Here is a 16,038-nt window from a genome sequence, read left to right on the forward strand (position 1 = left end):
TTCACCCTATCTTCATTCATTTTCGAACGATTGCTTGGTTCCATTATAGACCATTAATGACAGTGACTGGCGTTTACCCGCCACGACGATGGTTCCAGCATCGTTATACATCATGAACTGAACCTGTTTTGGCGACCGCTTATTAAGCTGATCATCGTCTAACGCAACGTTAGGAAGTACCAAATGGTCCTTTAACGCGGTGTACCCCGCCGGGAAGGTCCAAATGCCGACATCCTGCTGATAATCATCTTCTAACATTTTCATCATCAGTTTGAGCCGCCCGGCCGTTCGTTTAACCGCCTGGTCGGAATCAAAACTTGCGCCTGTATTTGGGACTGCAATCATAATGGGCAAGCTTCCCGTTGATGACCCAACCTGCCGCTCAAAGTAGTCGACCTGGCTCTGAACGCTACTGCTTGGACTATAAATCAGGTAAACGCCAATTTTCAGTGTGCTACCCAGGCTCCGATTGTAGTTGCCGCTGAACGCATCATCTAGGTACCGGTTCCCCACTGTTGTCTTTAGGTAGGCAAACTTTAGGCCTGTTTTGGCAAGCGCCTGAAAATCCAGAAAACCGGCCTCCTGATCAATCGCTGCGCCAGTTATCGGGTAGCGCGCCAGTGTCGCTTGGTGCCGCATTTGCCACGCGTGAACCAGTGCATAGCCGCCACCGCACAATCCGACAACAATGAGGCTCCCAATCAACCAATGTAAAAAACGGTGACCTCGTTGCTGACGGCGGCGTTTCTCATGCAGTTGTCGTCGATCCATCAACCTTTCACCACTCCCCCTGTTTGCGTGCTCGTACACTTTATTTTAGCACGTTAACTGGAAAAGCCAATGTGCCACCACGTTTACAACGAAACTGGCGGCAAAGTGATCCCTGATTATTCGCGTGAAACTTCCATGGCGTGACGCACATCCTTTAACAGCATCTCGCCAGCCGTGGTCTTCGCCCCTTGGGCCCCCACCAATGTAAACAAACTATCCATGATGGTTAGCTGAGCGATCAGCGAGCTCATGGATTCACTCCGATAATTAACTTCTTCGGCAACGGACTGAAAGACAATGTCACTCTTCTTGGCCAGCGGTGAGGCTGGATAACTTGTGATTGCGATCATGGGTACTTGATTAGCGCGTAATTGATCCGCCATCATTAAAGTGTCATGATTCCGCCCTGAATGTGACACTAAGATTGCCACGTCATCCGGTGTCATGTTAACTGCTTGCATCAGTTGAATGTCCACATCTGGATGAAACTGCGCGCGAACCGTGGTCCGTAAAAATTTATGATAGCCGTCCAGCGCCACGATTGAGGAACCGCCGAACCCAAAAAAACTTAATAAATGTGCATTTTTGATCAACTTAATGGCCGCAGCCAAATCATCATCTTTTAGCAGGGCCCGGGTTGCATCCAGCGCATTATCAGCCCCCTGGAAGACCTTATCAACCACAACCGTTGGTGCATCATCCTCTTCAATTTCGCTGAAGAAGCTGTCCGTTTGATTTGCAATTCCGCCAAAGCCCAAGCTAAATTCTCTAAATGAGCGCCACCCAATTCGCTTAACAAACCGGCTTACCGTTGCCGTTGAAACCTTGACGTTCTCAGCCAAGTCCTGAATGGTCATTTCACTGGCTTTCGCTGGATTTCCCAAAATAAAATCCGCAATTTTTTTATCAGCCCCCGTCAGGTGTTGATAGTTTGCCTTGATAGTACTAACGCTGGTGCGTGCGATAATGGTCGCCATCCCTTCTGTGAATGAAAATTATCATTCTAATTTATGTAAAAAATTTTCTAGTTTTATTATGCCGCAAACGCTTTCAGATTGCATCAACTTTCACAAAATATGTATGACTTACTGTTGTTAACGCCGGTGATTTCGCCTATACTAGCATGCGTAGATTTAACTAACGACGCTACTAAAGGAGTTTACAAATATGGACTACATGGTCGGAATGGACATTGGTACAACCAGTACCAAAGCTGTTTTATACGACTTGGACGGGAACGTGTTGGCTTACACCAACAAACTGTATCCGCTCTATCGTGATGCCACTGGGATGGCAGAAGAAGATCCTGAAGAAATCTTAGAAGCCGTTGTAAACGGTTTGCAAGAAATTCTCCGGAAAGCTGATTTAAAGAACGGTAAATTGCACGGTGTTTCCTTCTCAAGTGCGAACCAAAGTTTGATCGCACTGGACAAGAACCACAAGCCACTGACCCGGGTTATTACATGGGCTGATACCCGTGCAACCAAGTACGCGGATCAATTAAAGGCTGATGGCACTGGTAAGACGCTCTATGAGCACACCGGAACGCCAATTCACCCTATGTCCCTTCTATGTAAATTGTTATGGCTGAAAAATGAACAAACTGACGTTTACAACCAGGCCGCTTACTACTGTGGGATTAAGGAATACGTCTTCTACCGCCTGCTTGGCGTTTGGCAAATGGACATTTCCGTTGCTAGTGGAACCGGAATCTTTAACATCTTTGACCTCGATTGGGACAAGGATGCTTTGGCCCTAACTGGTGTGACCACCGACCAACTGCCAGCTATTGTTGATGGTTACGCACAGTCAACCGGCATGCGCGAAGAATACGCAAAGGTCATCGGTTACCCAACTGACGTCCCATTCATTCAGGGTGCTTTTGATGGTGCCCTCTCTAACCTTGGAGTGGATGCCATTGAAAAGGGTGTCGTTGCGGTTACGATCGGAACTTCTGGTGCCGTTCGTGTCGTGACTGACCATCCCGTTATCGATCCTAAGGGCCGGGTCTTCTGTTACGCCTTGACCAAGGACCTCTGGGTTGTTGGTGGTCCCGTGAATAACGGTGGGGTCGTCTTCCGGTGGGCCCGTGACAGTCTCTTTGATGCCGAAAAGAGTACTGCTGCGCTGTTAAATAAAGACTCTTATGACTTACTGACTGACATCGCTAAGGGTGTTCCAGCCGGATCTGACGGGCTCTTATTCCACCCATTCTTAGGTGGCGAACGGGCCCCAATCTGGGACGCTGATGCACGTGGTTCATTCTTTGGTTTGACCCAAATGCACACCCGCGCCCACATGATTCGTGCCGTTCTTGAAGGGATCGTTTACAACCTTTACACGGTGCTGTTAGCCCTTGAAGAAGTTGTTGGTGAACCTAAGTCCATCATGGCGACTGGTGGGTTTGCCCGTTCTGAACTATGGCGTCAAATGTTATCTGATGTCTTCGAACAACCCGTTACCATTCCTGAATCCTTCGAATCCTCATGCTTGGGTGCCGCTGTGATTGGAATGAAGTCACTTGGTTTGATCGATGACTTGAGCGACGTTAAACGCTTCGTTGGTGAAACACACACCTACCAACCAAATTCTGATAACTTTGACGTGTACCGCGAATTGGTTCCCATTTACATTCGCCTAAGCCGTCAGTTACAAACGGAATACACCAACATTGCCAACTTCCAAAAGGAACATGCGCAACATGGTGAAACAACCGAATAAGGTTAAAAAACACGTCGCACCCGCGGCGTGTTTTTTTCGTCTCATCATGAATCGATCCTAAACAGCTGGTTAACCACGTATGCCACTAGCCACACAAGAATTCACTTTTTTTGAAATAAATCTTCACCCACGACTATAATCGCAGACCCTTGTGGTTCTAAGAAAACGGTCTCATTCGCGGTATACCACATTGAAATAAATTTACACGTTGTAAGTGGAAACGCTTTCCAAACGACTAATTTTCTGGTATTGTCTTCCAAGTAAGTCATTATTAAACATTTTTCGTCATTCGAAAGGAGCCATCCATTATGTCTGGAGCTATGCCTTTTGTGGTGTTATTCTTAGGAATCGCATTACTATTAGTTCTTATTATTCGTTTTAAAATCAACACATTTTTAGCCCTTGTCATTACAGCTGTTCTTGTTGCCCTTGGTCTTGGAATGCCAATGGACAAAATTGCTCTATCAGTCCAAACGGGGATCGGAAGCCAACTTGGTGAACTATCCATCGTCTTTGGTTTTGGTGCCATGCTGGGTCGGTTAGTTGCCGACGCCGGTGGTGCATTCCGAATTGCGACAACGTTAATTCACCGGTTTGGTAAAAAACGGCTGCAATTAGCCATTGTGCTTGCTTCGTTCATCATCGGGATCGCCCTTTTCTTCGAAGTTGGGATGGTTCTGTTGATTCCAATCGTCTTCGCCATTGCGGTTGAAGCTGAAGTGCCAATTTTATATCTGGGGATTTCCATGGCAACAGCATTATCTGTTACCCACGGATTCTTACCACCTCATCCAGCGCCAGTTGCCATTTCAGCAGCCTTACATGCTAACGTTGGGAAAGTCCTGTTATTCGGGATCATCATCGCGATTCCAGCCGTTTACATCGCTGGTCCCCTATTTACCCGATTAGCACAACGGTTTGCCCCATCTGCCTTTGAACAAAAAGGAAACTTATCTTCTTTTGGTGAAATCAAACAATTTAAGTTAGAAGAAACACCTAGCTTTGGTCTTGCTGTCCTGACGTCACTGTTCCCAGTGATCTTCATGGCCATCACTACGTTATACCAACTGATCTTCACGAATGGTGAATTACCAAAGAACCCGTCAACCCTTGACCGGTTCATTGCCTTCATCGGAAGTCCAAGTATCGCCATGATCATGTCCCTTTGCTTTGCAATGTGGGCCATGGGTTGGCACCGGAACCGTTCCACGAAGGCCATCATGACCTCCATGGAAAACGCCGTGAAGTCCATTGCAATGCTGCTTCTTGTTATTGGTGGTGGTGGTGCCTTCAAGCAAGTTCTGATTGATGGTGGTGTTGGGAAAGCTGTTGCGAACCTGTTTATCAACACCAACTTCAGTCCCCTTCTCTTGGGCTGGCTGATTGCCGTTATTCTACGGATTGCGCTTGGTTCCGCAACAGTCGCTGCCTTGACTGCTGCCGGGATCGTTGCCCCATTGATGACACAAGCCGGTGTGGATCCATCACTGATGGTCATTGCCATCGGTTCCGGTTCACTGGCTGCTTCACACGTTAACGATGCCGGGTTCTGGATGTTCCGCGAATACTTCGACTTAACGGTCAAGCAAACGTTAAGCATCTGGACCGTTCTTGAAACAGTTATTTCTGTTGTTGGGATTTGTGGCGTTCTGATTCTTAACGTCATCTTCCATTAAAAATTATCTTTGATTAACCTCTACTTGCTGAGCGCAAATAGAGGTTTTTTTATTGCTAAATAACCATTTTCATAACTTGAAAAAAGTTTTCAGAAAATCAAGAAAAACGGTTTCATACTAATTGTAAGTCGAGTACAATGGTGGAGTTGGTTTTCCAAATTGACAACAGGATTTTGCATTCGAGAGGAAAGTTTAGATTATGACGCCATTTATTGTTTTGATTCTTGGAATCGCGTTACTACTGGTACTGATCATTCAGTTCAAGCTGAATACCTTCGTTTCTTTGATCGTGACGTCCATCCTGGTCGCCTTAGGTCTAGGAATGAACCCAGCAGCTATCGCCACATCCATCAAAACCGGGATCGGTGGCTCACTTGGTGAGTTAGCCATTGTCTTCGGTTTTGGTGCCATGATTGGCCGGTTAGTTTCCGATTCTGGTGGTTCTTACCGAATCGCCAAGACACTGATCAACGCCTTTGGTAAAAAGCACCTTCAAGTCGCCATCGTTGTTGCTTCATTTATCATCGGAATGTCCCTCTTCTTCGAAGTTGGATTAGTTCTTTTGACACCAATCGTCTTTGCCGTTGCCCTAGAAGCTGACGTTCCCTTTGTTTATCTGGGAATTTCCATGGCGACCGCACTGTCTGCCACTCAAGGGTTCCTGCCCCCACAGCCTGCACCAACGGCTGTTTCAACCGTTCTCCACGCCAACACGGGAACGGTGCTTCTGTTCGGGATCATTGTGGCCATTCCGTGTGTGATCATCGCCGGACCAATCTTCACAAAGATCGTGCAACGCTTTGAACCAGACGTTTTTGTCGTTAAAAAAGAATTGCCTGCCTTTGGTGAAGTTAAGCAGTACAACCTAGACGACACCCCAAGTTTTGGGATCGCCGCTTTAACCTCACTGTTCCCCGTTATTTTCATGGCCATTTCAACGATCTACACCATGACTGCCTTGCATGGAGTTAAACCCACTCATCCACATGGTTTAGCGTCCGTCATGATTATGCTGGGTGACCCTGTCATTGCCATGGTCATTTCCCTGCTCTTTGCCATCTGGTCCATGGGCTTTAACCGTGGCCGGACGATGAAGGAAATCAGTGGCACGATTGAAGACGCCATCAAGTCCATCGCCATGTTGCTGATGGTTATCGGTGGTGGTGCTGCCTTTAAGCAAGTTCTGATCGATGGTGGTGTTGGGAAAGCCGTTCAACAGTTAATGTCCGGTTCGAGCCTGTCACCGTTCATCCTAGGTTGGTTGATTGCCGTAATTCTCCGTGTTTCACTGGGATCTGCGACTGTTGCCGGGATGACTGCTTCTGGGTTGGTTGTGCCATTGATGCACGCAACTGGTGCTGACCCAGCCTTAATGGTTCTGGCTATTGGCGCCGGTTCATTGGCTGCTTCACACGTTAATGATGCCGGCTTCTGGATGTTCTCAGAATACTTCGACCTGACCGTTAAGCAAACGTTGAGTATTTGGACCGTCCTTGAAACCATTATCTCCGTCGTTGGATTACTGATGGTTCTGCTATTAAACACGGTTATTCATTAATTAACATCAAACGGGCTGCTACGGCAGACCCGTTTTTTGTCGCATAAGACGAGTAATTAACTGTCGACGCTAGTCTAATCCCCTCATTTTGGCTATACTGGTACTATTATTATCTAACCGCCACCAACACGTTTACCGATAGGAGCGACCGCATTCCCATGGAAGAAGCATCAGTCACACAGTCAATTGTCAGCGTTATTGTTCCCTGTTATAACGAGCAGGAGATGGTGCCACTTTTTTACGAAGCCGTAACCGCCGTTGAACCCCAATTAAACGGGGCACGCCTCGAGTTTATCTTTGTTAATGATGGTTCCACAGATAAAACACTGCTTGAATTACAACAGCTTAATCATACGCACCCAGATCAGGTCCATTACATCTCTTTTTCAAGAAACTTTGGGAAAGAGTCAGCCTTGTATGCTGGTCTTGAACATGCAACTGGAGACTATGTGGCCGTTATGGACGTTGATCTTCAGGATCCGCCCGAACAGCTTCCTGAGATGCTCCGGGGCATTCAGGACGAGGGTTACGACGTTGTGGGGACCCGCCGTGTGAACCGCGATGGTGAACCCGTCATTCGGTCGTTTTTTTCCAACCTCTTCTACAAATTGATCAATAAAATTTCGAGTACCGAAATGCTTGACGGCGTCCGTGATTACCGATTGATGACGCGCCAGGTCGTTAATGCCATCTTGTCCATGCCCGAATATAACCGGTTTTCAAAGGGCCTCTTTAGTTGGGTTGGCTTCGAGACGAAATATTTAGCCTACGAAAACCGCGATCGGGTGGCCGGCTCCACCTCGTGGTCCTTCTGGAAACTTTTTCAATACTCACTGGACGGGATCATCAATTTCTCCGATGTCCCCCTCTCCTTTGCGGCTTTTGTCGGGACCTTTTCGTTTATCCTATCGATTATCGGGATGATTTTCATTGTGGTTCGTAAACTGATCTGGAACAGCAGTGTTAACGGCTGGAGCTCATTGGTCATGCTTATCCTGCTCATCGGTGGCCTCCAATTACTGTGCCTTGGTATCGTTGGTAAGTACATTGGAAACCTCTACTTAGAGGCAAAGCACCGCCCTGTTTACATCGTTAAAGAGAAAAAATAAGTCGTAAAAAGGCGCCTCAATTTAAAAATTGAGGCGCCTTTTTGTAAGCTCATTAATCTTTCACTAACGTCAGAACACATTCAACATGCGTTGTTTGTGGGAACTGATCAACAGGTTGCACGTTACCTTCAATGTGGTAACCACGTTCCATAAACAGTTGCACATCACGAACCAACGTTGCTGGATTACAGCTGACGTACACGACCCGTTTTGGTGCAACATCCGCAGCAGCGGTAATGAATTCAGGTGCCAGTCCTTTACGTGGTGGATCAACCATGATGACGTCTGGCTTTAAGCCATCTTCATGCCACTTAGCCATCTGGGTTTCTGCCTTCCCGACCACAAAGTCGACATTGTCGATGTGGTTCAGGTTCGCATTCGTCTTTGCGTCACTAATGGCTGTTTGGACCATTTCAACTCCGTAAACGTGCTTCGCATGGCTTGCGACAGCTAACGAAATGGTTCCGATCCCACAGTAAGCGTCGATAACCGTTTCTTGTCCTGTGAGGGCCGCCTTTTCAATGGCTAACTGGTACAACCGTTCCGTTTGTTGCGGATTGACCTGGTAGAAGGAGTGTGCGGAAATTTCAAACGTTAGGCCCATCAATTGATCATGGATCACTGGACTACCAAAGTGAACCCGATCTGTTTCACCCAGTAACACGTTGGTTGGTTTAGGGTTCACATTTTGAATGATGCTCTTCACTTCTGGCAGTGCCTTCGTGATTTCAGCAACCAGTTCGTTGACCATCGACAACTTATGGGACTTCGTAACGATGACAATCATCATCTCGTGACTGTAGTACCCACGACGAACCATGACCGTCTTGACAACTCCGGTATTGTTTTCTTCATTGTACGCGTCAATGTGGAAGCGCCGTAATAGATCCCGAACGACCACAATGGCTTCATCAATTTTAGGATCCTGAATGTAGTAATCTTCAATTGGCACCACTTGGTGTGAACCACGCTTATAAAAACCCGTTTGAAGCACGCCGTTAATGTTTCTAACCGGCACTTGTGCCTTATTCCGGTAATGGTAAGGTGTGTCCATTCCCAGCGTCTCAGCGACGTCAACGTCCGTTAAGTGGGCCTTTTTAAATAACTGGCTAACTTGATGTTGCTTAAAGGTCAATTGGCCCTCGTAACTCAAGTGTTGTAAGGGGGCAATGCCCGTTTGGGTGTACGCAGCATCCACGTTTTTCACCCGGTCTGGACTTTCTTCAATAAACGTAACGACCCGACCAAAGGCGTATGATTTCGCCACTTTAGTCACAGCCATCACGACCTTTTCCCCAGGTAATGCATTAGCAACAAAGATTGGAAAATCGTCAATCTTTGCGACACCCATCCCCTGGTACGTCAAATCAATAATGTCAGCAGTGTACTGCTCATTTTTTGTTACTGGTGCTGTAAACTTCATTTAAATTTCCTTTCGACAGTTGCAACAGTCACAATGTTTAAAAAACTAACCCGCCTAGTATAGCATGTCCACCTGGATAACAAAAGAAGCGATCACATCGTCCACCACTCGCTAGACAAATGCGCTCGCTTCCTTAATTATTTTTCGGTCTGCTGATCTTCAGGAAGTTTATCCACTTCCTCCACAAATTTTCTGGCATCGGCTTCAATGGCCAGGTCCTCACCGGTGATTTGTTCATCCGGAATGGCATCTAAATCTGCGAACATTTCGATGTGTTGTTTATGGTCGATAAACGTCATCGGTGCGTCACCACCGTATTCACCGTCTAAATTAATCATCAGCCGGTCATCATTTAGTGGCTTTGCAATGACCTTACTGGTCTTTTTATAGATGATATGGGGATCATTGATGTGCCGACCACCGTTTAATACCAGCGTCATCAAACGAAGTAATTGTGCCATGCTGGCCGTCTTCACGATCAACAGGCTAAACTTACCGTCATCAAGTGAGGCATCCGGGACAATCTGTTCGAACCCACCGATCGAGTTGGTTAGCCCTAGTAAAAACATCGAGGCTTCCCCTTCAAACTTGCCGTCGTCGTATTCAATCGACATCTGGATGGGCTTAATTTGTGGCAACAGCTCTGCTCCCCGAACAAGGTACGCCAGGTAACCAAAGATGGTCTTCATGTCAGACGGCACGTCATACGTCAATTCCGTCAGTAAGCCCCCGCCAGCAATGTTGATGAAGTAAGTTTCACCGGCCTGCCCAATGTCCATCTTGATGGTCTGATTTTTCAAAACCACCTTGGCCGCCTCTAACGGTGACTCACGGGGAATCCGCAGCGCCCGGGCGTAATCGTTGGTGGTTCCAGCAGGAATGATTGCCATTTTCGGTCGCTTTTTTAACCCAGCGATTCCGTTAACGACTTCATTGATCGTGCCATCACCACCAGCAGCAACAACTAAATCGAACCCTTCTTCGGCTACTCGCCGTGCTTCGTTCTTAGCAGAATCTGGTTCCGGCGTCGTTGCGTACGCACTGGTCTCATACCCCGCCTGCTCAAAGACGTTTAAAATATCAATTAAATCTCGCTTTAACGCTTCCCGTCCTGAGGTCGGGTTATAAATGACCCGTGCGCGTTGTCCCATGGTCTATCCTCCACACATTCAAATAAATTTAGTTCTATGTATTGAAACGCTCACCGTGTGTGAACGTTTCCTGTAACTGATCTTAACGGGCGTTTAACGAAGCCATCAACAGTTGATTAACCACCTTAGGGTTCGCCTGGCCGTGTGTTTGTTTCATGATTTGACCAACCAAGAAGCCAACCGCACGATCCTTCCCATTTTTAAAGTCTTCAATTGATTGTTCATTGGCGTCCAAAATGCCGTCAATGATTGGTTGTAACTGCGCTGGATCTGATAACTGAACCAACCCATGTTCCTTCACGTAACTTGCTGGATCTTCACCATCAGTAACGGCCTTAAAGACCTTCTTCGCCATCTTCGACGAAATGGCCCCGTCCATCTGTAACTTGATCATTGTTGCCAAGTTTGCTGGGGTCAACTTCGTATTCTGCAAATCAACCTTGTTGTCGTTCAGGTAGGCGTTAACATCCCCTTGCAGGTAGTTAGACGTCAACTTAGCGTCAGCACCAGCAGCCACTGTCGCTTCAAAGAAGTCTGACATTTCCTTGGTCTGAGTCAGCACCATGGCATCATAATCCGTTAAGCCAAGTTCATCAACGTAATGTTCCCGCCGCTTTTCTGGCATTTCTGGCATGGTCTTTTGAATGTCAGCAATCCAATCATCCGCAATTTCAACGTTAGGAATATCTGGTTCTGGGAAGTAACGGTAATCATCCGCCCCTTCCTTAACCCGCATCAAGATCGTTTCATTGGTTGTTTCATCGAAACGCCGCGTTTCTTGCTCGATTTTACCACCAGCAAGTAACACCTGTTGCTGACGTTTCTCTTCAAATTCCAACCCCTTACGGACGTAGTTAAAGGAGTTTAAGTTCTTTAATTCCGTTTTGGTCCCAAACTGATCAGAACCGTAAGGCCGAATTGAGATGTTAACGTCGACCCGCATGGACCCTTCTTCCATCTTCACATCGGAAACACCGGTAAACTGAATCCGTTGCCGTAACGTTTCCAGGTATGCGTAAGCTTCGTCAGGTGACGCAATGTCAGGTTTTGAGACGATTTCAATCAGCGGTGTGCCCTGCCGGTTTAAATCGACGTATGAATACCCATCAGGATTATGCGTGTTCTTCCCCGCATCTTCTTCGATGTGCATTTCTTCGATCCCAATTTTCTTCTTGTTTCCGTCAACCTCAATTTCAATCCAACCGTTTTGCGCCAATGGCACATCAGATTGTGAAACTTGGTAAGCTTTCGGATTATCAGGGTAGAAGTAATTCTTCCGATCAAAGTGAGTGTGCTGGTTGATCTTAGCATGGAGCGCTAAGGCTGCCCGCATCCCGTATTCCACAACCCCTTTGTTTGGCGTTGGCAGAACCCCAGGATACCCCCAGTCGATCACGTTTGTGTTGGCATTAGCTGCATCCCCGAATTCAACGGGCGAAGGACTAAAGATTTTTGAATTTGTTTTTAGTTCAACGTGGACTTCCAGCCCAATTGTCGTTTCAAAGTTCATTAGGCCTGTCCTCCTTTAAACATGGTTGGTTTTGCTTCATGGAAGTTTGTGTGTTGTTCGAACGCATAGGCAGTGTTCAGGACACGTGCTTCATCAAACCGTTGTCCAATAATCTGTAACCCAACGGGCAACCCATCAACGAGCCCTGCTGGTAATGAAACGGCTGGTAACCCGGCTAAGTTTGCGGGGACCGTAAGCATGTCGTTCATGTACATGGTCATGGGATCCTTCGTTTCAGCACCAATGTTAAACGCTGGTGTTGGCGCTGTTGGTCCAACGATCACGTCATAATCTGCAAAGACCCGGTTAAAGTCTTCGATGATCAGCGTGCGAATCTTGGCTGCCTTCATGAAGAACGCATCAAAGGCACCGGCTGACAGGGCAAACGTCCCCAACATGATCCGCCGTTTAACTTCATCACCAAAGCCTTCAGAACGCGTCTTTACGTAGAGTTCTTCAAGGTTCTTGGCGTTTGGCGTCCGGTAACCATACCGAATTCCGTCAAAACGTTGGAGGTTCGATGAGGCTTCAGAAGGTCCTAAAATGTAGTAGGCCTGAATCCCGTGCGTACTGTGTGGCAAGCTCACTTCATCAACCGTTGCGCCCAGTGCTTCCAGCTGCTTTACGGCAGCCTTAATTTGATCACGAACACCAGCATCGATCCCTTCGCCGAAGAATTCCTTTGGCACACCAATTTTTAGGCCCTTAATGTCGCCGGTTAACCCAGCAACATAATCAGGAACCGGCGTAATTGATGACGTTGCGTCACGTTCATCACGACCAGCGATCACGTTCATCATTGCGGCTGCATCCGTTACGTTACTCGTCATTGGCCCAATCTGGTCCAAGGATGACGCAAAGGCAATTAAGCCCCAGCGACTCACCCGCCCGTACGTTGGCTTTAACCCAACGATACCGTTAAAGGCGGCTGGTTGACGAATGGACCCCCCAGTGTCAGAGCCTAAAGCTGCCAAAACGTCGCCTGCAGCTACGGTTGCAGCTGAACCACCGGATGACCCACCAGGAACTTTGGTCGTATCCCACGGGTTATGTGTCGTTCCGTAGTAGGACGTCTCCGTTGAGGCCCCCATGGCAAATTCGTCAAGGTTCGTCTTACCAATGGTAATCGCCCCGTTCGCCTTTAACCGTTCCACAACATCGGCATCGTAAATGGGTGTAAAGTTAGCCAGCATCTTTGATGACGCCGTTGTCAGTAACCCGTTGGTCGTCAAGTTATCTTTATAGGCCACAGGAATTCCAGAGAAGGCGTTGTTTTCGTCAATGCCATCCGCGTCAATGGCGGCTGCTTGTGCCAACGCTTCATCATCGTTTACCGTGACGTACGCGTTCAGCGCGTCTTCGTGATCATGAATGTTCGTTAATGTTTGTTTCGTCAGTTCGGTTGCCGATAACTCTTTGTTGACCAATGCTTGGTGCAAATCAGCAATGTTCTTGTATTGCTCAGTCATTAGGCGTCCTCACTTTCGTCAAGAATTGCTGGGACCCGAATGTAACCGTCCGCAGTATCTGGTGCTTCGTTTAATAAAGCGTCTTTTTGGTGAGCGTTAACCGCTACGTCATCACGCAAGATGGCGGCTGCGTCAACCATGTTCGTTGTCGGTTGAACATCATCGGTATCAACCTCGTTCAAACCATCAATCATGGTAATGATTTCATCTAATTGATTGGTAAACTTAGCGGCCTGTTCGTCGGTCAATGAAAGTTTTGCCAATGCGGCAACGTGCTCAACTTCTGCACGTGAAATTGGTTCTTCTGCCATGCTCATCCCTCTTTCTAAAAAAACTTGTCACTATCTGGTCTATTATACGACAAAGCACCCAGTGTGTGGACGCTTCCGGTAAAAAAATGCGTGAATAAAACGACCGAACACCGCCTTTTCGATGAAAAAGCGAACATTAACACAAATGGTCGGCTCCCATTACGCAGGAAGCCGACCATTTATCTACATTAATCGCTTATCCGTTTACTTGTCTGATTCTGGTCTTTCCGGCCGTTCTGATCGCTTACGGTTATGCTTAACGCGCCGCAAAACCGGCCGACGTTGATGGCCCAAAACAAGCGGAACATTTTCAACAATCACGTCCGCAAACTCCAAACCAAACCACGATGCCGGGGAACTTGTCAAGTTTTGTAAGCCCACCCGTAGTTGAATCATCAACCGGTCAAACGGTTTTAACCGTGATTCCGGCGAAAGTTCTTCCTGCATCAGGACAAAACTAAAGTCACCAACGTTGCGCCCCTTCATCATCGTGTACCGCTGTGGTTGTGCAGGTAAGTCGCCGCTTTTAATCAGCTCCTGAACGATCGCCCGTAGATACACGTTGACCCGTTGCTCCCGCCGAAACCCGAGGTACAGTTGAACGTTAATAACGTTATCTGTCCCCAACATGTCGACGTCGTAATTAGCCGTGTACGGTTCATCCGTTACGTTAACCGTCACAAACCAATACGCCTGGGCCCGTTTTGGCCGTTTATCCAAAATCGAATAAATCATTTCTCGTTTGATGAGGTGCCCTGGCTTAACCTTTGCCATGTACACCAAATTTGTTGCAAACGTAGGGTAATCCGCATCATGACTCAACGCCACCAATTGATCGGTATAGTCATCCAAATCAACGTACGCTGAGCCAAATTCATCACGGTCACGAATCTTATTCCCGTAATACCAAATGTACATGACTAAGAGGATCAGGCCCGCTAAAATGGCCGTCACATACCCACCATGAACAAACTTAACCATCGATGAAACAAAGAACATTGTTTCTAACGTCCCAAAGAAAAGCACCATGAGGCGACTCAAATGGACGTTGATGTGCTGCAACTGCAAGTATTGGAACAGTAGGATCGTGGTCATCAACATTGTGACGGTAATGGCTAATCCGTAAGCTGCTTCCATGTGCGCAGACGTCCGGAAGTACAGAACGATGCCGATACAAGCAACCCACAAAATGCCGTTTACTAGTGGCACGTAGATTTGACCATGTTTAATGGTTGGGTACACGATTTTCAGCCGTGGTAACAGCTTTAATCGAACCGCTTCAGCAACCAACGTATACGATCCCGTAATCAATGCTTGTGACGCAATGATGGCAGCCAAGGTGGCTAAAACGATCCCAATCAAACGCCAATCTCCCGGTAACAACTGGAAGAACGGGTTGAAATCTGCGCCCGCCCCGAGCTTGGCATCATTAGCGTGTTGAATGATCCACACACCCTGACCAAAGTAGTTCAACATGAGGCAGATAAACACGTAGGGCCAACTACAATCAATGTTCCGTTTACCCACGTGACCAATGTCAGAGTACAAGGCTTCCGCACCGGTTGTGGCCAGGAAGACACTCCCGAGGATAAAGATCCCCACGTGGTTATCCGGGCTGAACAGTACGCTGATCGCGTAGTAGGGATTCAGTGCCTTTAAGATGCTAAGATCAGGCAACATGTTCAGTAAACCCACCACACCAATAAACGTAAACCAGAGTGTCATGATCGGACCAAACGCGCGCCCAATGGCCCGGGTCCCAAACCGTTGAATGACAAAGAGGAACGAGAGGATGGCTAGGGTAATGATAATAACGTCCGTTTGATCATGAACGGGCATCCACTGATGAAACGACACACCCTTTAGCCCTTCGATGGAGGTCGTTACGGTCACTGCTGGTGTTAACATCCCATCAGCAAGTAACGCGGCGCCCCCAATCAATGCGGGGAAAATTAACCACTTGGCACGGTGGCGAACCAACGTGTACAGTGCGAAGATTCCTCCTTCACCATGGTTGGTTGCATGAAGCGCAATCAGCACGTACTTCACGGTTGTTAATAACATAACCGTCCAAAAAATTAATGAAATGCTCCCGGTGATCAACTCACGGCTAGCCGTTGTTAGGCCACCGTTATCACCAAGAATCGTTTTCATAACGTATAGTGGTGACGTCCCAATATCACCATACACAATTCCTAGTGTTACCAGTAATCCGGCAGCACTGAGACGGTTGCGTTCCGTTGGCTTCATCCTTCATATCCTCCAATAAATCCCATTTCGTAATGCCCCTATTTTAACGACTTAATCGTTAAAACGCACCCTTTTCCAACTTATTTATT

The 16,038-nt window shown here is 47.4% G+C and carries 12 protein-coding genes; 4 read left to right on the forward strand and 8 right to left on the reverse strand.

The features are described 5' to 3' along the window. Positions 1 to 12: 12 nt before the first annotated feature. Positions 13 to 771, reverse strand: coding sequence for a GH25 family lysozyme (locus ACRYI5_RS09940; protein ID WP_448225144.1), 759 nt, complete (start codon positions 769 to 771; stop codon positions 13 to 15). Positions 772 to 887: 116 nt separating this feature from the next. Then, complete coding sequence (locus tag ACRYI5_RS09945) at positions 888 to 1,748, reverse strand: MurR/RpiR family transcriptional regulator (RefSeq protein WP_407879178.1); 861 nt, start codon at positions 1,746 to 1,748, stop codon at positions 888 to 890. A 190-nt stretch (positions 1,749 to 1,938) separates the two neighbouring features. On the opposite strand from ACRYI5_RS09945, the gene gntK reads away from it, so the two are divergent. From gntK to ACRYI5_RS09965, 4 genes are all read left to right on the forward strand, one after another. Next, positions 1,939 to 3,492: a gluconokinase gene (gene gntK, locus ACRYI5_RS09950; protein WP_407879180.1), complete on the forward strand. Its 1,554-nt coding sequence runs from the start codon at positions 1,939 to 1,941 to the stop codon at positions 3,490 to 3,492. A 320-nt stretch (positions 3,493 to 3,812) separates the two neighbouring features. Continuing rightward, entirely contained in the window at positions 3,813 to 5,168 is a 1,356-nt protein-coding gene (locus ACRYI5_RS09955; protein WP_407879347.1) for a gluconate:H+ symporter, read from the forward strand. A 199-nt stretch (positions 5,169 to 5,367) separates the two neighbouring features. Next, positions 5,368 to 6,726, forward strand: a complete 1,359-nt coding sequence (locus ACRYI5_RS09960) for a gluconate:H+ symporter (protein ID WP_448225145.1) — start codon at positions 5,368 to 5,370, stop codon at positions 6,724 to 6,726. A gap of 158 nt (positions 6,727 to 6,884) precedes the next feature. After that, positions 6,885 to 7,835 carry a glycosyltransferase family 2 protein gene (locus ACRYI5_RS09965; RefSeq protein WP_448225146.1) on the forward strand — a complete coding sequence of 317 codons (951 nt, stop codon included), beginning with the start codon at positions 6,885 to 6,887 and terminating at the stop codon, positions 7,833 to 7,835. A gap of 52 nt (positions 7,836 to 7,887) precedes the next feature. Here ACRYI5_RS09965 and rlmD read toward each other — a convergent pair whose 3' ends face one another. From rlmD to ACRYI5_RS09995, 6 genes are all read right to left on the reverse strand, one after another. Next, a complete protein-coding gene (gene rlmD / locus ACRYI5_RS09970) occupies positions 7,888 to 9,258 on the reverse strand; it encodes a 23S rRNA (uracil(1939)-C(5))-methyltransferase RlmD (RefSeq protein WP_448225147.1) in 1,371 nt (456 codons plus the stop codon). Positions 9,259 to 9,395: 137 nt separating this feature from the next. Beyond that, a complete protein-coding gene (locus ACRYI5_RS09975; RefSeq protein WP_448225148.1) occupies positions 9,396 to 10,409 on the reverse strand; it encodes a diacylglycerol kinase in 1,014 nt (337 codons plus the stop codon). 82 nt (positions 10,410 to 10,491) lie between these two features. Next, positions 10,492 to 11,919, reverse strand: a complete 1,428-nt coding sequence (gene gatB, locus ACRYI5_RS09980) for an Asp-tRNA(Asn)/Glu-tRNA(Gln) amidotransferase subunit GatB (protein WP_448225149.1) — start codon at positions 11,917 to 11,919, stop codon at positions 10,492 to 10,494. Beyond that, positions 11,919 to 13,388: an Asp-tRNA(Asn)/Glu-tRNA(Gln) amidotransferase subunit GatA gene (gene gatA, locus ACRYI5_RS09985; protein ID WP_448225150.1), complete on the reverse strand. Its 1,470-nt coding sequence runs from the start codon at positions 13,386 to 13,388 to the stop codon at positions 11,919 to 11,921. The genes gatB and gatA overlap by 1 nt, the downstream gene beginning before the upstream one ends. Beyond that, entirely contained in the window at positions 13,388 to 13,699 is a 312-nt protein-coding gene (gene gatC / locus ACRYI5_RS09990; protein ID WP_407879191.1) for an Asp-tRNA(Asn)/Glu-tRNA(Gln) amidotransferase subunit GatC, read from the reverse strand. The genes gatA and gatC overlap by 1 nt, the downstream gene beginning before the upstream one ends. A 204-nt stretch (positions 13,700 to 13,903) precedes the next feature. Beyond that, complete coding sequence (locus ACRYI5_RS09995; protein ID WP_407879192.1) at positions 13,904 to 15,949, reverse strand: KUP/HAK/KT family potassium transporter; 2,046 nt, start codon at positions 15,947 to 15,949, stop codon at positions 13,904 to 13,906. Positions 15,950 to 16,038: the final 89 nt, after the last annotated feature.

This window comes from Furfurilactobacillus sp. WILCCON 0119 (assembly GCF_053471565.1).

Excerpts from the sequence above, each read along its gene's own strand:
- gatB (WP_448225149.1), bottom strand. The coding sequence starts at position 11,919 with ATGAACTTTGAAACGACAATTGGGCTGGAAGTCCACGTTGAACTAAAA.
- ACRYI5_RS09960 (WP_448225145.1), top strand. The coding sequence starts at position 5,368 with ATGACGCCATTTATTGTTTTGATTCTTGGAATCGCGTTACTACTGGTA.
- ACRYI5_RS09995 (WP_407879192.1), bottom strand. The coding sequence starts at position 15,949 with ATGAAGCCAACGGAACGCAACCGTCTCAGTGCTGCCGGATTACTGGTA.
- ACRYI5_RS09975 (WP_448225148.1), bottom strand. The coding sequence starts at position 10,409 with ATGGGACAACGCGCACGGGTCATTTATAACCCGACCTCAGGACGGGAA.
- gatA (WP_448225150.1), bottom strand. The coding sequence starts at position 13,388 with ATGACTGAGCAATACAAGAACATTGCTGATTTGCACCAAGCATTGGTC.
- ACRYI5_RS09945 (WP_407879178.1), bottom strand. The coding sequence starts at position 1,748 with ATGGCGACCATTATCGCACGCACCAGCGTTAGTACTATCAAGGCAAAC.
- gatC (WP_407879191.1), bottom strand. The coding sequence starts at position 13,699 with ATGGCAGAAGAACCAATTTCACGTGCAGAAGTTGAGCACGTTGCCGCA.
- gntK (WP_407879180.1), top strand. The coding sequence starts at position 1,939 with ATGGACTACATGGTCGGAATGGACATTGGTACAACCAGTACCAAAGCT.
- rlmD (WP_448225147.1), bottom strand. The coding sequence starts at position 9,258 with ATGAAGTTTACAGCACCAGTAACAAAAAATGAGCAGTACACTGCTGAC.
- ACRYI5_RS09965 (WP_448225146.1), top strand. The coding sequence starts at position 6,885 with ATGGAAGAAGCATCAGTCACACAGTCAATTGTCAGCGTTATTGTTCCC.
- ACRYI5_RS09955 (WP_407879347.1), top strand. The coding sequence starts at position 3,813 with ATGCCTTTTGTGGTGTTATTCTTAGGAATCGCATTACTATTAGTTCTT.
- ACRYI5_RS09940 (WP_448225144.1), bottom strand. The coding sequence starts at position 771 with ATGGATCGACGACAACTGCATGAGAAACGCCGCCGTCAGCAACGAGGT.